Consider the following 17,223-nt stretch of genomic DNA (forward strand, 5'->3'; position numbering starts at 1 on the left):
GTCCTGGACCCGCGGCATGACCACCGGGCACAAGGCCGGCGCCGCCGCGGGCATGGCGGCCGTCCCGCCCGACCCGGGTGCCGGGCTCACCGGCGACTGGACCCCGCGCCCGGCCGGCGCGACCGCCCGGGTCCCCGCCCCCGCCGCGCCGCCCGCCCCCGACCGCGAGGCCGCCACCGCCCTCGCCGGCCGCCACAACGCGGGTTTGACGCTCGGGCGGCTCGGCCGCTGGTCCGAGGCCGGCGAGATCCACCGCGCCGTGGCCGCCGAACGGGAGCGGCTGCTCGGCCCCGACCACCCCGACACCCTCGCCAGCCGCTACGAGGTCGCCTTCACCCTCAGCCGCACCGGCCGGGCCGCCGACGCGCTGCGCGAGTACACCCACGTGGCCCGCACCCGCGAGCGGCTGCTCGGCGTCGACCATCCCGACACCCTGGCCGCCAGACAGGAAATGGCGTACGTCCTCGGGCAGTTGGGCCGGCACTTCGACGCGCACCAGGCGTACGGCTCGGTGCTCGCCGCCCGTGAGCGGACCATGGGTGCCGACCATCCGGACACCCTGCGCTGCCGCCACAACCTCGCCTTCAACCTCAGCCGGCTGGGGCGCCTGGAGGACTCGTACCGCATGGCCTGCGAAGTGGCCGCGGCCCGCGCCCGGGTGCTCGGCGTCCACCACCCCGACACCCTGGTCACCCGCTACGAAGTCGCCTACGCGCTGGGCCAGTTGGGGCGCTGGGAAGAGGCCCTGCGCACCTACCGCGAGGTCGCCGAGGCCCGCGCGCGGACCCTCGGCCCGGACCACGCCGACACCCTCGCCGCCCGCTACGAGGTCGGCATCAGCCTGGGCCGGCTCGGCCGCAGCACGGACGCGCTCCAGCTCTACCGCGACCTCGTCGACGACCGTACGAGGGTGCAGGGTCCCACCCACGCGGAGACCCTGCGCGCCCGGCACGGCCTCGGCGTCAACCTCGGACGGCTCGGGCGCTGGGAGGAGGCGCTCGCCGAGTCCCGCGACGTGTGCGCCATCCGCGAACGGGTGCTGGGCCCCGAACATCCCGACACCCTCGTCAGCCGCCGCGAGGTCGCCGTCGGCCTCGGCTGGCTGGGCCGCTGGGCCGACGCGCTCACCGAGTACCGCCGCGTCGCCGCCGCCCGCGAACGAGTGCTCGGCCCCGAGCATCCCGACACCCTCGCCAGCCGCAACGACGAGGCCCACTGCCTCGAACAGCTCGGCCGCGGAGCGGAGGCGGTCGAGCTGTACCGCCGGGTGGCGGTCCTGCGCCAGCAGCGGGCGTACGGCGACCACTGACCCCGTCGCCGGGGGCTGTGCGGGTCCGTCGTGGTCGCTCGAACAGTTCCCCGCGCCCCTTTGGGGGGGCTGGACCGGACGTCCCCTGAAGGGGCGCGGGGAACTGCGCGACCAGCCACGACGTGGCCGCACCCGGCGATGGCTCCGGACCGCCCGCCGCCGGGCACCCGGCACCGGGTCACCCGCCGCGGATGATGCGCCGGGCCGCCGCCCCTGGTCTGCTGGACGGCATGATCGCGCTGAGAGTCCTCGGACCCGTGCACACCGTGGCGAGCCTCGGCCGGCTCGCGCTGGGAACCGCGGCGGGCGTGGCGGACGCGCTGCTGCGCACCGCGACGAACGCCGTGGCCGACCGGATCGACCTGGACGGCCTCGTCGCCCGCGTCGACCTGGACCGTGCCGTCGAGCGGGTGGACATCGACCGGATCGTGGACCGGGTGGACGTCGGCCGGGTCGTGGACCGCGTCGACGTCGACGAGATCGTGGACCGCGTCGACATCGACCGCATCATGGACCGCCTCGACCTGGACGCGATCGCCGACCGCCTGGACGTCGACCGGATCGCCGACCGGGTCGACGTCGGCCGGGTCGCGGGCCGGGTGGACGTCAACACCATCGCCGACGGCGTGGACGTGGCGCGGGTCGCCGACCGGATCGACGTCAACCGGGTCGCCGACCGCGTCGACCTGGCGCGGATCACCGACCGGGTCGACGTCGACCGGATCGTCTCCCGCGCCGACATCGACGCCGTGATCGCCCGTATCGACCTCGCCGGACTCGCCAAAGAGGTGCTGGAGGAGATCGACCTCGGCCGGATCGTCCGGGACACCGGGGGCGGCATGGCGGGGGAGACCGTCGACGCCTTCCGGGCGCGCAGCATGCGCGCCGACCGGAGGATCGACCGCGTCGCCGACCGCCTGCTGCACCGGGTCGCCCCGGCATCGGGCGACGAGCCCGGTACGGCCCCCGGGCGGGTGCCGTGACCCAGGCCTACGGCTGGTACGGCAGGGCGGACCTGCGCGGCGACACGGCCGGCATCGTCTCGCGGGGCCTGGCCGCGGTGGTCGACTTCTTGGTGGCGACCGGTCTCGGGCTGGCCCTGGAACTCGCGGCCGGGTGCGCGCGGATGGCGTTCACCGGGCCGCCGTTCAAGATGCCCGACCTGCCCGGCTGGGCCACGGTGCTGGGCGGCTGGGTCATCGCCGTCCTCTACCTCACCGCGGGGTGGGCCATGGTCGGCCGCACGGTGGGCACCGGGCTCATGGGCCTGCGGGTCGCCCGCCGTACCGGGCGGCCTGTGAAGATCCCCCGTGCCCTGCTGCGCGCGGTGCTGTGCGTGACGTTCCCGTGGGGGCTGCTGTGGGTGCCCTTCAGCAGGCGGGACGCCTCGCTCCAGGATCTGCTCACGTCGACCGCGGTCCGCTACGACCCGCCGTGACGCCGGCCTCCGGCGGTTCGGGTGCGCGTTCGGGTGCGGGCGGATGGGGCTCGTTCGCGCAGTTCCCCGCGCCCCTGAAGGGGCTGGTCCCGGCTTCTGGGTTTGCGGGTGCGTGTGCGGCTGGGTGGGGGCCGGTCGCGCAGTTCCCCGCGCCCCTGAAGGGGCCGGCCACGGCCGCTGGATCTGCGGGTGCGGGTGCGTGGGGCTTGTTCGCGCAGTTCCCCGCGCCCCTGAGGGGGGCGGGTCGCGCAGTTCCGCGCGGCCCTGGGGCGACCTGCCTGTGCCCCGTCAGGGGCGCGGGGAACTGCGCGACCGGCCCCGGCGAACCCGCAGGATGACATCCGGAGCCCGGGCGTCCCGCCGTATCGGCCGGCGCATCACCCGCCGCGGGTGGTCGGCGGGCCCGGTGCGGGCGACGGACGACCGCCGGGCGGCGGGCGGTCGCCCGGAGTCACCCCCCGGGGGTGACGACGCGGCCCGGCTGTCCGTGAGCCACTCGAATCGAGGAGCCGTGCCCGGCCGCAGCCGGCAGCCGCAGCGATGCCGGACGCGCCGGGCGAGGGAGATCGGCGCACCGTCGATCAGGGAGGAACCCATGGCGGACGAACTGACCCGGCGGGCGCGCCGTATCGCGGAGTTCATCGAGCCGCTGCGGGTGCCCCCGGGCGAGAAGGTGGACCTCGGCAGGGACTTCGACCCCCGCTACAAGGCGGGGATCAAGAAGAAGACCGACGGGCAGCGGCTGCTGCGCGAAGGCGTCGACATGCTCGCCGAACTGCAGCGCAGGCTCGCCGCCGACGGCACCCGCGGTGTGCTGCTGTGCCTCCAGGCGCTGGACGCCGGCGGCAAGGACGGCACCATCCGGCACGTCATGACGGGCGTCAACCCGCAGGGCGTGCACGTCGCCGGATTCAAGGTGCCCTCTCCGGAGGAACTCGCCCACGACTACCTGTGGCGGTACGCGAACCGGCTGCCCCGGCGCGGCGAGATCGGGATCTTCAACCGGTCGCAGTACGAGGAGGTCCTCGTGGTGCGGGTGCATCCCGAACTCCTCGACCGGCAGCGGCTGCCCGACCCCGGCGGCCACAAGAGCGTCTGGAAGCGGCGCTACCGGCAGATCAACGACTGGGAGCGGTACCTCACCGAGAACGGGTACAGCGTGGTGAAGGTCTTCCTGAACCTCTCCAAGGAGGAGCAGCGCACCCGCTTCCTGAAACGCATCGACGTGCCCGAGCGCAACTGGAAGTTCTCCGCCGCCGACGTCCGTGAGCGCGCCCACTGGGACGACTACCAGCGGGCCTTCTCCGAGATGCTGTCGGCGACCAGCACCCGCTGGGCGCCCTGGTACGTGGTCCCCGCGGACCGCAAGTGGTTCGCCCGGGTGTGCGCCGCCGCCGTACTCGTGCACACGTTGATCGAGATCGACCCCAGGTACCCGGATGTCGGCGAGGCGGCCCGGCGCGAACTGGCGCAGGCCAGGGAGCAGTTGGTGAAGGAGGCGCCCGCCGGGGCGCCACCCGACCCCTACGCGTCCTCGGCCGACGCGGAACGGAGGCGGAAGCGATGAGCGCGCCCGCAGTCGAACGGAGCGAGACCCCCTGGCACGCCATGCCGCCCGGCAAGGTGGCGACGGCCCTGGAGGTCGACCCCGCCGTCGGCCTCAGCGCCGAACGCGCGGCCGCACGGCTCGCCGCTGACGGGCCCAACGCGCTGCCGGAGGAACAGCCGCCGCCCGGCTGGCGCCGGTTCCTCGCGCAGTACAGCTCCTCGATGCAGCTGATCCTGGTCGGCGCCGCGGTGGTGTCGCTGGCCGTGCAGGAGTGGGGCACCGCGGTCGTCCTCGCCGTGCTGACCGTGCTGAACGCGGTCATCGGGATGCGGCAGGAGGGCAAGGCGGAGAGCGCCATGAACGCCCTGAAGTCGATGATGCAGGCGACCGCCCGGGTGCGCCGCGACGGCACGGAGCGCGAGATCCCCGCCGAGGAGGTCGTCGTCGGTGACGTCGTGCTGCTCACCGCGGGCGACGAGGTGCCCGCCGACGGCCGGCTGGTGAGCGCCAGCGCCCTCCAGATCGACGAGTCCGCGCTGACCGGCGAGAGCACCCCCGCCGGCAAGGAGCCCGGCGTCGTGCGCGGCGAGGGCCTCGCGCCCGGCGATCTCAGCGACATGGCGTTCATGAACACGCCCGTCACCCACGGCAGCGGCGTCATGATCGTCACGGCCACCGGCACCGGCACCGAACTCGGCAAGATCTCCGGGATGCTCTCGGCGACCGAGCGCGAACAGTCGCCGCTGACCCGGGAGCTGGACCGGCTCACCCTGTGGATCGTCGGCGCGGCCGGCCTGACCATGATCGTGATGTTCGCCCTCGGACGCAGCCGCGACCAGTCCTGGGACGTGCTGTTCATCAGCGCCGTCTCGCTCGCGATCGCCGCCGTCCCCGAGGCGCTGCCCACCGTCACGCAGACCATCCTGTCCATCGGCAGCCTGGACCTCGCCCACCGGCACGCCATCGTCAAGGACCTGCCGTCGGTGGAGACCCTCGGCTTCACCTCGGCCATCAACTCCGACAAGACCGGCACCCTGACCATGAACCAGGTGACCGTCGTCGAGGTCGTCGACCCCGTCGACCGGTACACCGTCTCCGGCACCGGCTACGGCCTGGAGGGCCGCGTCCACCACGCGGCGGGCCGGGCCGCCGGGGTCGAGGACGCGATCCTGCCGTACGTCGTCGCCAACGACGCCCGGCTGGTCGACGGCCGGGTGGTCGGCGACCCCACCGAGGGCGCCCTGCTGGTGCTCGGGCACAAGGCCGGGCTGGACGTCGAGGCCACCCGCGAGCGGCTGCCGCGCCTCGCCACGCTGCCCTTCGACCCGTCGTACAAGCTGATGGCGACCTTCCACTCGACGGAGGACGAGCGGGGCCGCCCGGTCGTGCGCTGCTTCGTGAAGGGCGCGGGCCCGGCCGTCATCGGCCGCACCGCCACCGCCCTCGCGGAGGGGGAGACCGTCCCCTGGACCGCGGAGCTGAACGCACGGGCCGACGCGGCGATGGACCGGATGGGCCACGAGGGGCGCCGGGTGATGGCCGCCGCCGCCCGCGACCTCGACCCGGACGCGTTCGCCGCGGCGGGCGACGACCTGCTGGCGCTGATCACCGAACTGCGGCTGACCAGCCTGGTGGCCATGGAGGACCCGCCGCGCGCCGAGTCCAAGGCCGCGGTGGCGGGCGCGCAGGCCGCGCACATCCGGGTCCGCATGGTCACCGGCGACGACGTCGTCACCGGCGCCGCCATCGCCGAACAGGTCGGCATCGAGGGCGAGGCCATCCTCGGCGCGGACTTCGCGGCGCTGTCCGAGGAGGAACGCCTCGACCGCATCGACCGGATCGGCGTGGTCGGCCGCGTCGCCCCCGAGCACAAGGTGCTGCTCGCCGACACCCTGAAGAAGAAGGGCGAGGTCGTCGCGATGACCGGCGACGGCGTGAACGACGCCCCCGCCATCAAGGCCGCCGACATCGGCATCGCGATGGGCTCCGGCACGGAGGTCGCGAAGAACGCCGGGCGGATGATCCTGTCCGACGACAACTTCGCCACGATCGTCTTCGCGGTCGAGCAGGGCCGCAAGATCTACGACAACCTCACCAAGTACATCCGCTTCGTGCTGGTCCTGCTGGTCGTGTTCGTGCTGACCTTCCTCGGCGCGACCCTGCTCAACATCGCGGGCGGCGAGCCGTTCACGCCCGCGCAGGTGCTGTGGATCCACTTCGTCGTCAACGCCGCCTTCGGCTTCTCCCTCGGCTTCGACCGGGTCAGCCCGGGGCTGATGGCGCGCCGGCCGCGGCCGCGCGGCGAACCCGTCATGACCCGCGCCCTGATGCTCACCGTCGGCCTCGCCGGGCTGGCGATCGCCGTCGGCCTGCTGCTGATGATCAAGCTCGGCAAGGACCACTTCGGCAGCGAGGAGATCGGCAACTCCATCGCGTTCACGTCGTTCGCGCTCTGCCTGATCGTCGCCGCCCAGGAGTGCCGCAGCGAGCGGTCCACGGTCTTCGCCCTCTCCACCTTCGACAGCAGGCAGCTGAACTGGACGATGCTCGGCGAGTTCGTGCTCGCCGTCCTCGCCACCCAGACCGACGCCTTCAACCGCATCCTCGACACCACGCCGCTGACACTGCGCCAGTTCGGCTGGGCGCTGCTGCCGGCCATCGCCCTGCTCCTGCTGTGGGAGCTCGGCAAACTCGTGGCCCGCTCCCGCAGCGGCCCGGCCGCGGCGGAGGGCTGACCGGACGGACATGACCTCCGACGACGACGCGAGGGGTCCGGCCGCGCTGCGGGCGCTGCGCCGGACCCCCGGCGTGCGCACGCTGTCGTCGTACCGCCGCGAGTGGCTGGTCAAGGACGTCGTCGCCGGGGTGGTGCTCACCACCCTGCTGGTGCCGCAGGGCATGGCGTACGCGGAACTCGCCGGACTGCCCGCGATCACCGGCCTGTACACGTCGGTGCTGTGCCTGCTGGCGTACGCCGTCCTCGGCCCGTCCCGGATCCTGGTGCTGGGGCCGGACTCGGCGCTCGGCCCGATGATCGCCGCGACCGTGCTGCCGCTGGTCGCCTCCGGTGGGGACAGCGCCCGCGCCGTCGCGCTGGCCTCGATGATGGCGCTGATGGTCGGCGTGATCACGATCCTGGCGAGCGTGGCCCGGCTCGGCTTCGTCGCGGACCTGATCTCCAAGCCCACCATGATCGGCTACATGAACGGGCTCAGCCTGACCATCCTCGTCGGTCAGCTGCCCAAGCTGTTCGGCTTCTCCACCGACGCCGACGGGCTGATCCGCGAGGCGGCCGCGTTCGTGCGCGGCCTCGCCGACGGAAAGGCGGTGCCCGCCGCGATCGCGGTCGGCGGCGCCGGGATCGTGCTCGTCCTGGCCCTTCAGCGCCGGCTGCCCAAGGTGCCCGCGGTGCTGGTGATGGTCGTGCTCGCGATCGGCGCCACCTCGCTGTTCGACCTCGGCGCCCACGGGGTCGGACTGGTCGGCACCCTCCCGAAGGGCTTCCCGCCGTTCACCCTGCCGCACGTGCGCCTCGCCGACCTCGGGCCGCTCGCGGCCGGAGCACTGGGCATCGCCGTGGTCTCGCTCGCCGACACCATCTCCAACGCCTCCGCGTTCGCCGCCCGCACCGGGCAGGAGGTGCGCGGCGGCCAGGAGATGGCCGCGATCGGCGCCGCGAACGTGGCGGCGGGCCTGTTCCAGGGCTTCCCCGTCTCCACCAGCGGCTCCCGTACGGCGGTCGCGGAGCGCGCCGGGGCCCGCACCCAGCTCACCGGGGTGGTCGGGGCGGTGCTGATCGTGCTGATGCTGGTGCTGCTGCCGGGCCTGTTCCGCAATCTGCCGCAGCCCGCGCTCGCCGCGGTGGTCGTCACCGCCTCCCTGTCGCTCGCCGACATCCGCGGCACTACACGGCTGTGGCGGCAGCGCCGTACGGAGTTCTGGCTGTGCATGGCCGCCTTCCTCGGGGTCGCGCTGCTCGGCGTACTGAACGGGATCGCGGTCGCCGTCGGCCTGTCCATCCTCAACGTGTTCCGGCGCGCGTGGTGGCCGTACAGCACGGTCCTCGGCCGGGTGCCGGGCCTGGAGGGGTACCACGACATCCGCTCGTACCCGGACGCCGCCCGGCTGCCCGGACTGGTGATCCACCGGTTCGACGGACCGCTGTTCTTCGCCAACGCCAAGGCGTTCCGCGACGGGGTGCTGCGGCTCAGCCGCCAGGACCCGCCGCCGCGCTGGATCCTGCTCGCCGCCGAGCCCGTCACCGACGTGGACACCACCGCCGCGGACGTCCTCGCCGACCTCGACGAGGACCTCGCCGAACGGCACGTCCGGCTGATGTTCGCCGAGCTGAAGGACCCCGTACGGCGCAAGCTGGAGCACTACGAACCGGCGCGGCCGCCCGACCCGGCCCGCTTCTTCCCCACGCTGGAGGCCGGGGTGCGCGCCTACCGGGAGCTGACCGGCGCCGAGTGGACGGCGACGGCGGGCGGGACTCCGGGAGGCGGGGTACCGGACGGCCGGGCGAGGGAGAACGGAGCGCCGGGAGGCGGGGTACCGGACGGCCGGGCGACGGAGAACGGAGCGCCGGAAGGTGGGGCACCGGGAGGCCCGGCGACGGAGAACGGAGCGCCGGGAGCCGGGGCACCGGAAGGCCCGGCGGCGGAGAACGGAGCGCCGGAAGGCGGACCCGCCGAAGGAGGCACGGCCGCGCACCCCTGGCCGCCGTAGATCATCCCGTGTTACGAAGGACCATGCCTGCACACGAGGGATCTCGCGCGTACGACGCCGTCATCGTCGGCGGAGGCCACAACGGCCTGGTCGCCGCCGCCTACCTGGCCCGCGCCGGACGGTCGGTCCTGGTCCTGGAACGGCTCGCCACCACGGGCGGGGCGGCCGTCTCCACCCGCCCGTTCGAGGGGGTCGACGCCCGCCTGTCGCGTTACTCGTACCTGGTCAGCCTGTTGCCGTCGAAGATCGTGCGGGACCTCGGCCTGGACTTCGCGGTGCGCGGGCGGACCATCTCCTCGTACACCCCCGTCGAGCGGCACGGACGCGCCACCGGCCTGCTCGTCGGCGGCGGCGAGGAGCGCACGCGCGACGCGTTCGCCGCACTCACCGGCTCGGACCGCGCGTTCACCGCGTGGCGGCGGTTCTACGGCATGACCGGCGAGGTCGCCCGCAAGGTGTTCCCCACCCTCACCGAGCCGCTGCCCGCGCGCGAGGAGCTGCGCCGCCGCGTCGACGACGAGGAGGCGTGGCGGGCCCTGTTCGAGGAGCCGATCGGCGTCGCCGTGGAGGACCGGTTCGAGGACGACCTGGTGCGCGGGGTCGTCCTCACCGACGCGCTGATCGGCACGTTCGCCGACGCCCACGACCCCTCGCTCGCGCAGAACCGCTGCTTCCTCTACCACGTCATCGGCGGCGGCACCGGCGCCTGGGACGTGCCGGTCGGCGGCATGGGCGCCCTGACCGACGCACTGGCCGGCGCCGCGCGCGCCGCCGGTGCCGTCCTCGCCACCGGCCACGAGGCCGTCCGTGTCGAGACCGACGGCCGGCAGGCCGAGGTGACCTACCGGACCGCCGACGGCGAGGGCACCGTCGCCGCCCGGCACGTCCTCGTGAACGCCTCCCCGCAGGCGCTCGCCGAGCTGACCGGCGACGCCGCGCCCGCCCCCGCCGAGGGCGCCCAGCTGAAGGTGAACATGCTGCTGAAGCGGCTGCCCCGGCTGCGGGACACGGCCGTCGACCCGCGCGAGGCGTTCGCGGGCACCTTCCACATCGCCGAGGGATACGAGCAACTCGCCACCGCCTACGCCGAGGCCGCGGCCGGGCGGCTGCCCTCCGCGCCGCCCTCCGAGATCTACTGCCACTCCCTGACCGACCCGACGATCCTCGGGCCCGACCTGGTGGCGCGCGGCTACCAGACGCTCACCCTGTTCGGCCTGCACACCCCCGCCCGGCTCTTCGACGCCGACAACGACGGCGCGCGCGAGGAGCTGCTGAAGGCGACCCTCGCGCAGCTCGACGCCCATCTCGCCGAACCGGTCACCGACTGCCTCGCGACCGACGCCGAGGGACGGCCCTGCATCGAGGCCAAGACCCCGCTCGACCTGGAGCACGACCTGCGGCTGCCCGGCGGCAACATCTTCCACCGCGAACTGTCCTGGCCCTACGCCCAGGAGGGCACCGGCCGCTGGGGAGTGGAGACTTCGCACGCCAACGTGCTGCTGTGCGGCGCGGGCGCGGTGCGCGGCGGCGGGGTCAGCGGGGTGCCGGGGCACAACGCGGCGATGGCGGTGCTGGAGGACGGCTTCTGAAGCGGCCCTGGCGCCCCGTTGGATCGAGCAGGTCGGTCTGGCGGGGCGTCAGGTCGACCTGATGGATCTGACGCAGCGTCAGAAAAAGCCTTCCGTCGTGCGGGGGACTGCGGCATCCTGCGCCCATGCAGACGGAGCTGAGCAAGCAACTGCACGTCGAGCACGCCCTCTTCGGCTTCACGCCGTTCCCCGCCGTCGCCGCGGCCATCAGCCGGGCGGGCGGGTTCGGCGTGCTCGGCGCGGTCCGCTACACCGCCCCCGACGAACTCGAACGCGACCTCGACTGGCTCGACGCACACGCCGGCGGACGCCCGTACGGCCTCGACGTCGTGATGCCCGCCCGCAAGGTCGAGGGCGTCACCGAGGCCGACGTCGAGGCCATGATCCCCGAGGGGCACCGGCGGTTCGTCGCCGAGACCCTCGCCAAGCACGGCGTGCCGGAGCTGGCCGAGGGCGACGCCGTGGGCTGGCGCATCACCGGCTGGATGGAGGAGGTCGCCCGCCGCCAGCTCGACGTCGCCTTCGACCGCCCGATCCGGCTGCTCGCCAACGCGCTCGGCTCCCCGCCGCCCGACATCGTCGCCCGCGCCCACGAGCAGGGCGTGCTCGTCGCGGCCCTCGCGGGCAGCGCCCGGCACGCGGTCAAGCACCGGGACGGCGGCATCGACATCGTCGTCGCCCAGGGCTACGAGGCGGGCGGCCACACCGGCGAGATCGCCTCCATGGTGCTCACGCCCGAGGTCGTCGAGGCGGTCGGCCCGCTGCCCGTGCTCGCCGCGGGCGGCATCGGCAGCGGCGAACAGGTGGCCGCCGCGCTCGCCCTCGGCGCGCAGGGCGTCTGGCTCGGCTCGCTCTGGCTCACCACCACCGAGGCCGACCTGCACTCGCCCGCCCTCACCCGCAAGCTGCTCGCCGCGGGCTCCGGCGACACCGTCCGCTCCCGCGCGCTGACCGGCAAGCCCGCGCGCCAGCTGCGCACCGAGTGGACCGACGCCTGGGAAGGACCCGAGGGACCCGGCACCCTGCCCATGCCCCTCCAGGGGCTGCTCGTCGCCGACGCGATCTCCCGCATCCAGAAGTACGAGGTCGAGCCGCTGCTCGGCACCCCCGTCGGCCAGATCGTCGGCCGGATGAACAGCGAGCGCAGCGTCCAGGCCGTCGTCGACGACCTGACCCGCGGCTTCGAGAGGGCCGTGGACCGCATCAACCGCATCGCGGGAAGGAGCGAACAGCCATGAGCACACCTCCCGTCGGCTTCTGGGCCCAGGCGGCCGCCGACCCCGAACGCACCGTGCTCGTCGCCCCGGACGGCGAGACCTGGACCGCGGGGCGCCTCCTCGCGGCCGCCCACCGGTTGGTGCACGGCCTGCGCGCCGCGGGCCTTCAGCGCGGCGACGCCTTCGCCGTGGTCCTGCCCAACGGGGTCGAGTTGCTGACCAGTTACCTCGCCGCCACGCAGGCCGGTCTCTACCTCGTGCCCGTCAACCACCACCTGGTCGGCGCCGAGATCGCCTGGATCGTCTCCGACTCCGGCGCCAAGGCGCTGATCGCGCACGAGCGGTTCGCCGACGAGGCCCGCGCCGCCGCCGACGAGGCCGGCCTGCCCGCCGTCGCCCGGTACGCCGTCGGCACGGTCGAGGGCTTCCGGCCCTACGCCGAGCTCCTCGACGGGCAGCCGGAGTCGGCGCCCGAGGGGCGCGAACTCGGCTGGGTCATGAACTACACCTCCGGCACCACCGGCCGCCCCCGCGGCATCCGCCGCCCGCTGCCCGGCAAGGTGCCCGAGGAGTCGTATCTCGGCGGCTTCCTCGGCATCTTCGGCATCCCCCCCTACGACGACAACGTGCACCTCGTCTGCTCGCCGCTCTACCACACGGCGGTCCTCCAGTTCGCGGGCGCGTCCCTGCACATCGGGCACCGGCTGGTGCTGATGGACAAGTGGACGCCCGAGGAGATGCTGCGCCTCATCGACACCCACCGCTGCACCCACACCCACATGGTCCCCACCCAGTTCCACCGGCTGCTCGCGCTGCCCGCCGAGGTCCGCGCCCGCTACGACGTCACCTCCATGCGGCACGCCATCCACGGCGCCGCGCCCTGCCCGGACCATGTGAAGCGGGCGATGATCGACTGGTGGGGGCCCGCGGTGGAGGAGTACTACGCGGCCAGCGAGGGCGGCGGCGCCTTCGCGACCGCGGAGGACTGGCTGAAGAAGCCCGGCACCGTCGGCCGGGCCTGGCCGATCAGCGAGCTCGCCGTCTTCGACGACGACGGCGAGCGGCTCGCGCCCGGCGAACTCGGCACCGTCTACCTGAAGATGAACACCGGCGGCTTCAGCTACCACAAGGACGAGGCCAAGACCCGCAAGAACCGCATCGGCGACTTCTTCACCGTCGGCGACCTCGGCTACCTCGACGAGGACGGCTATCTCTTCCTGCGCGACCGCAAGATCGACATGATCATCTCCGGCGGGGTCAACATCTACCCGGCCGAGATCGAGTCTGCCCTGCTCGCCCACCCCGCCGTCGCCGACGCCGCCGTCTTCGGCGTGCCGCACGACGACTGGGGCGAGGCGGTCAAGGCGGTCGTCGAGCCGGCCCCCGGCCACGAGCCCGGACCGGCCCTCGCCGCGGCCCTGTTGGAGCACTGCGCGGGGCGACTCGCCGCGTTCAAGCGGCCCCGGAGCGTCGACTTCGTCGCCGAACTGCCCCGGGACCCCAACGGCAAGCTGTACAAGAGGCGCCTGCGCGAGCCCTATTGGGAGGGGCGGACCAGGCCCGTGTGACGGACGCCGGACTCCGGCGGGGCCGGCGCGGACGGTGTCGGCTGCGAGAGCTGCGAGGACGGCACGGGCTGCGCGGACGGCGCGGACGGTGCGGGCTGCGCGGGTGGCCCGGATGCTGTCGGCTGCGCGGACGGCGCGAAGCGGGTGAAGTACTCCAGCGCCTTGATGTCGTCCACCGCCTCCCGGCCCGCGACCTCGTCGAGGGCCGCGCCCTGCAGCAGGCGTTTGACCGGCACCTCCAGCTTCTTGCCGGTACGGGTGTGCGGCAGGGCGGGCACCTCGACGATCGTGTCGGGGACGTGCCGCGGCGAGGCCTGCGCGGCGATCGCCCTCCTGATGCCCGCGCACAGGTCGTCGGTCAGTTCGTGGCCCGGCTCCAGGACCACGAACAGGGGCATCCAGTAGCCCCCGCCGGGCAGTTCGGCGCCGATGACGAGGCTCTCGCGGATGCCGGGCAGCACGTCCACGACGGCGTACACGTCGGCGCTGCCGAGCCGTACCCCGTGCCGGTTGAGCGTGGAGTCGGAGCGCCCGGACACGACGACGCTGCCGTGCGCGGTCACCGTCATCCAGTCGCCGTGCCGCCACACCCCCGGCCAGGTGCCGAAGTACGTCTCCCGGTAGCGGCTGCCGTCGAGGTCGTTCCACAGATGCAGCGGCATCGACGGCATCGGCCGGGTGACGACGAGTTCGCCCACCTCGCCGACGACCGGCCGCCCGTCGCCGTCGTAGGCCCGCAGACCGACACCGAGCAGCGGCGCGGAGATCTCGCCCGGCCACACGGGGGTGAGCGGGCTGCCGCCGGCGAAACCGCTGACCACGTCGGTGCCGCCGCTCGTGGAGGCGACCTGGACGCGGGGTCCCACATGGTCGTGGACCCAGTGGTACGACGCCGCGGGCAGCGGCGCACCGGTGGAGCCCAGCACCCGCAGCGCGGACAGGTCGAGATCGCGGCCGGGTTCGAGACCGGCCTTGGCGGACGCCTGCAGGTAGCCGGGGCTGACGCCGAGGACCCGGGCGCCGTGCTCGGCGGCCAGCTCCCACAGCCGCCCGGGTCCCGGATGGGCGGGGCTGCCGTCGTAGAGCACGATCGTGGCGCCGACCAGCAGGCCGGAGACGACCATGTTCCACATCATCCAGTTGGTCGTCGTGTACCAGAGGAAGCGCTCGCCGGGCCGCAGGTCGAGGTGGAGGCCGAGGAGTTTGTGGTGGTCGAGCAGGACCCCGCCGTGGCCGTGCACGAGGCCCTTGGGCGTGCCCGTGGTCCCGGAGGAGAACAGCACCCACAGCGGAGCCTCGAACGGCAGGTCCGCGAAGGCGCACCCGGCGGGCTCGGCGAGCGCCTCCTGCCAACTCACCGTGTCCGGGGCGGAGTCGGGCGGCAGGCCGAGGTTGGGCACCCGCACCGTGACGCGCACGGTGGGCAGCGCGGCCCGCAGCGCGGCGCTCTCCGCGCGCCGGTCGTGCTCCCGGCCGTTCCACCGGTAGCCGTCGGCGGTGACGAGCACGACCGGTTCGAGCTGCGCGAACCGGTTCGCGGCCCCGTCGGCGCCGTAGTCCTGCCCGCAGGCCGACCACACCGCGCCGATGCTCGCCGACGCGAGGAACGCGACCACGGCGTGGGCGGTGTTGGGCAGGTAGCCGGCCACGCGGTCCCCGGCCCGCACCCCCTGCCCGCGCAGCCACGCGGCCAACGCGCCCACCTGCTGCCGCAGTTCGGCCCAGGTGGTGCGGACGGTGGTCCCGTCCTCGCCGACGGAGATCAGCGCAGGGTCGGACGGACTACCCGAACGCAGGGCGTGCTCGGCGTAGTTGACCCGGGCGCCGGGGAACCAGCGGGTGCCCGGCATGGGAGCGTCGTCGAGGATCTGCTCCCAGGAGCCGCCGAGACGGAGGTCGAAGTACTCGGCCACGGCCGACCAGAAGCCGGACAGGTCACGCACCGACCACGCCCACAGGGACGGGTAGTCGGCGTGCGCGAGGCCGGTACGGCGGGCGACGAGGTCGGTGAACCGGGCGAGGTGCGAGCCCGCCGCCTCGGCCGGATCGGGCCGCCAGATCGGCTCGGCGGCCGGTTCGCCGGGGACGGACGCGGTGGGCGCGTTCACCCCTCACCTCCATGGGTGGGCACGGGCAGGGGGACCGGGGTCCTCGCGGTACGGCGGCTCGGCGCGCCGAGTTGCCCCGCGAGGTCGTCGACGAGCCCGGCCAGCCCCTCGGGGGTGGCCGCGGTGCCGAAGAGATAGTGGTCGGGGCGGATGATCACGGCGGCCTGTCCCTCGTCCCGGAGATGGGGCAGGTAGAAGCCGTCGACGTCGACGGCGGCCACCTGTTCGTCGGCGTCCCGCGCGGCCGAGGGCACCAGGTGCAGCAGGCGCGCCCCGATGCTCTCCAGGAAGGCGAGGCGGTCCGCCGGGAGCAGCGTGCGCGGGTCCTCGGCGGCGGCGACGACGAACCCGCGCTCCACCACGTCGTCGAGCCGGCCGGTGCGCCCCCGGTAGGTGATCCTGGCCTGCCGGGTCAGGTGTCCGGCCGTGCCCGGCCGCCCCTGGGCGAGGAGCCCGTCGGTCAGCACCGGCGGAGGCAGCGGCGGCAGGATCCGCTCCGGGTCGGCCCCGTGCCCGATCATGAACGCGTCGCGGGCCGCCACCTCCCCGGGGTCGGTGACGCAGATGACCTTGCCCAGCTCCACCGACATGCCGATGGCGTGCTGGACATGGGCGCCGCGCTCGGTGCCGTAGGTGTCGAGGACGGCCGGGTCGGCCGCGCCCCGCAGCACCAGGTCGAGCTTGAAGGACAGGTTCGCCGCGTCCCGGATCCCGGAGCACATGCCCTGTCCCGCGAACGGCGGCATCAGATGGGCCGCGTCGCCGGCCAGCAGCAGCCGCCCGGCGCGCCAGACGTCCGCCCACTGGGCCTGGAAGGTGTAGACGGCGTGCCGCTCCAGCGCGCAGGTGTCGGGCCGCATCCCGAACGGTTCGAGCAGCCGCCAGGCGGCGGCTTCGGTGTTGAGCTCCTCGGCGCTCTCGCCGGGCATCCGCATGAACTCCCAGCGGCGCCGGCCCGGCCCGCCGGACACCGCGGTGGTGGGCCGCGCCGGGTCGCAGATCTGGAGGTTGACCGGGTTCCAGTCGCGCTCGGTGTGCGGGCGCACGTCCACGATGAGCCAGTCGTAGAAGAAGCCGAGGTCGGTCATCCGGGTCGGCATGTGGCGGCGTACGAAACTGTTCGCGCCGTCCGCGCCGACGACCCACGCGGCTTTCAGTTCAAGGGAGTTGTCCGCGGAGTCGCGGACCGTGACGGTGACGTCGTCCGCGCTCTCGGCCAGGGCGACGGCTTCGTGGCCGCGCAGCACCGTCACGTTCGGGTGCTCCTGCGCCGCCTCGGCCAACGCCCTTTCCAGATCGGGCTGGTAGGTCATGTTCGCCTGCGGCCAGCCGGACGGTCCGAAGCCGGACCAGTCGAAGCCGAGCAGGGTCTCGCCGTCGGCGTTGCGCCACTCGTAGGTGTCGGCGGGCTCGGACAGCGAGCCGAGCAGGTCGCCGAGTCCGGCGTCGGCGAGCAGCCGGGCGACCTCGTCGTCGAAGTGCACGGCGCGCGGCAGGGGATAGGGGTGGGGCCAGCGCTCCAGGACGGTCACCCGCCGGCCGGCGCGGGCGAGGAAGAGGGCCGTGGTCAGACCGGTCGGACCGGCCCCGACCACGAGGACGTCGACGAGGGCGCCGGCGGAGGCGTCGGTGGGGGTGTCGGCGGGCAAGTGGTGCCGGTGCGGGCCGGGTTGTGGCTCGTGGTGCGGGACGGGCTGCTCGTACATGGCGGCGTTCC

At 74.0% G+C, this 17,223-nt stretch carries 11 protein-coding genes; 9 read left to right on the forward strand and 2 right to left on the reverse strand.

Annotated elements, in window-relative coordinates; genetic code table 11:
- The 9 genes from WN71_RS33895 to WN71_RS33935 all read left to right on the forward strand — a co-directional run.
- Nucleotides 1-1,309: tetratricopeptide repeat protein (locus tag WN71_RS33895; protein ID WP_143074911.1), on the forward strand; the 1,309-nt coding region annotated here is incomplete at its 5' end.
- 230 nt (nucleotides 1,310-1,539) lie between these two features.
- A complete protein-coding gene (locus WN71_RS33900; protein WP_046585528.1) occupies nucleotides 1,540-2,292 on the forward strand; it encodes a hypothetical protein in 753 nt (250 codons plus the stop codon).
- Nucleotides 2,289-2,747 (forward strand): RDD family protein, encoded by a 459-nt coding sequence (locus WN71_RS33905; RefSeq protein WP_052743036.1) that lies wholly within the window; start codon nucleotides 2,289-2,291, stop codon nucleotides 2,745-2,747. The genes WN71_RS33900 and WN71_RS33905 overlap by 4 nt, the downstream gene beginning before the upstream one ends.
- Before the next feature lie 595 nt (nucleotides 2,748-3,342).
- Complete coding sequence (locus tag WN71_RS33910; RefSeq protein WP_046585422.1) at nucleotides 3,343-4,314, forward strand: polyphosphate kinase 2 family protein; 972 nt, start codon at nucleotides 3,343-3,345, stop codon at nucleotides 4,312-4,314.
- A complete protein-coding gene (locus WN71_RS33915; protein ID WP_046585421.1) occupies nucleotides 4,311-7,031 on the forward strand; it encodes a cation-translocating P-type ATPase in 2,721 nt (906 codons plus the stop codon). Before WN71_RS33910 ends, WN71_RS33915 begins: the two co-directional genes overlap by 4 nt.
- Before the next feature lie 10 nt (nucleotides 7,032-7,041).
- Nucleotides 7,042-9,024 (forward strand): SulP family inorganic anion transporter, encoded by a 1,983-nt coding sequence (locus WN71_RS33920; protein ID WP_240529863.1) that lies wholly within the window; start codon nucleotides 7,042-7,044, stop codon nucleotides 9,022-9,024.
- 23 nt (nucleotides 9,025-9,047) lie between these two features.
- Complete coding sequence (locus WN71_RS33925; protein ID WP_046585419.1) at nucleotides 9,048-10,613, forward strand: phytoene desaturase family protein; 1,566 nt, start codon at nucleotides 9,048-9,050, stop codon at nucleotides 10,611-10,613.
- A 125-nt stretch (nucleotides 10,614-10,738) separates the two neighbouring features.
- Complete coding sequence (locus WN71_RS33930; protein WP_046585417.1) at nucleotides 10,739-11,851, forward strand: NAD(P)H-dependent flavin oxidoreductase; 1,113 nt, start codon at nucleotides 10,739-10,741, stop codon at nucleotides 11,849-11,851.
- The gene (locus WN71_RS33935) at nucleotides 11,848-13,398 is read left to right on the forward strand and encodes an acyl-CoA synthetase (protein ID WP_046585415.1); all 1,551 of its coding nucleotides are present in this window, start codon (nucleotides 11,848-11,850) and stop codon (nucleotides 13,396-13,398) included. The genes WN71_RS33930 and WN71_RS33935 overlap by 4 nt, the downstream gene beginning before the upstream one ends.
- Here the strand turns inward: WN71_RS33935 and WN71_RS33940 are convergent.
- Together WN71_RS33940 and mhpA are read right to left on the reverse strand one after the other, a co-directional pair.
- Nucleotides 13,368-15,506: an acetoacetate--CoA ligase gene (locus WN71_RS33940; protein WP_079178326.1), complete on the reverse strand. Its 2,139-nt coding sequence runs from the start codon at nucleotides 15,504-15,506 to the stop codon at nucleotides 13,368-13,370. The genes WN71_RS33935 and WN71_RS33940 overlap by 31 nt on opposite strands.
- On the reverse strand, nucleotides 15,503-17,212 hold the full coding sequence (mhpA, locus tag WN71_RS33945) for a bifunctional 3-(3-hydroxy-phenyl)propionate/3-hydroxycinnamic acid hydroxylase MhpA (protein WP_079178327.1): 1,710 nt from the start codon (nucleotides 17,210-17,212) through the stop codon (nucleotides 15,503-15,505). The genes WN71_RS33940 and mhpA overlap by 4 nt, the downstream gene beginning before the upstream one ends.
- Between the last annotated feature and the right edge of the window lie 11 nt (nucleotides 17,213-17,223).

This window comes from Streptomyces mangrovisoli (assembly GCF_000974985.2).
Taxonomy (GTDB): Bacteria; Actinomycetota; Actinomycetes; order Streptomycetales; family Streptomycetaceae; genus Streptomyces; species Streptomyces mangrovisoli.

What these genes read in the sequence shown, in the direction of transcription:
- WN71_RS33900 (WP_046585528.1), top strand. Translation starts at nt 1,540, where the DNA reads ATGATCGCGCTGAGAGTCCTCGGACCCGTGCACACCGTGGCGAGCCTC.
- WN71_RS33910 (WP_046585422.1), top strand. Translation starts at nt 3,343, where the DNA reads ATGGCGGACGAACTGACCCGGCGGGCGCGCCGTATCGCGGAGTTCATC.
- WN71_RS33915 (WP_046585421.1), top strand. Translation starts at nt 4,311, where the DNA reads ATGAGCGCGCCCGCAGTCGAACGGAGCGAGACCCCCTGGCACGCCATG.
- WN71_RS33920 (WP_240529863.1), top strand. Translation starts at nt 7,042, where the DNA reads ATGACCTCCGACGACGACGCGAGGGGTCCGGCCGCGCTGCGGGCGCTG.
- WN71_RS33925 (WP_046585419.1), top strand. Translation starts at nt 9,048, where the DNA reads ATGCCTGCACACGAGGGATCTCGCGCGTACGACGCCGTCATCGTCGGC.
- WN71_RS33930 (WP_046585417.1), top strand. Translation starts at nt 10,739, where the DNA reads ATGCAGACGGAGCTGAGCAAGCAACTGCACGTCGAGCACGCCCTCTTC.
- WN71_RS33935 (WP_046585415.1), top strand. Translation starts at nt 11,848, where the DNA reads ATGAGCACACCTCCCGTCGGCTTCTGGGCCCAGGCGGCCGCCGACCCC.
- mhpA (WP_079178327.1), bottom strand. Translation starts at nt 17,212, where the DNA reads ATGTACGAGCAGCCCGTCCCGCACCACGAGCCACAACCCGGCCCGCAC.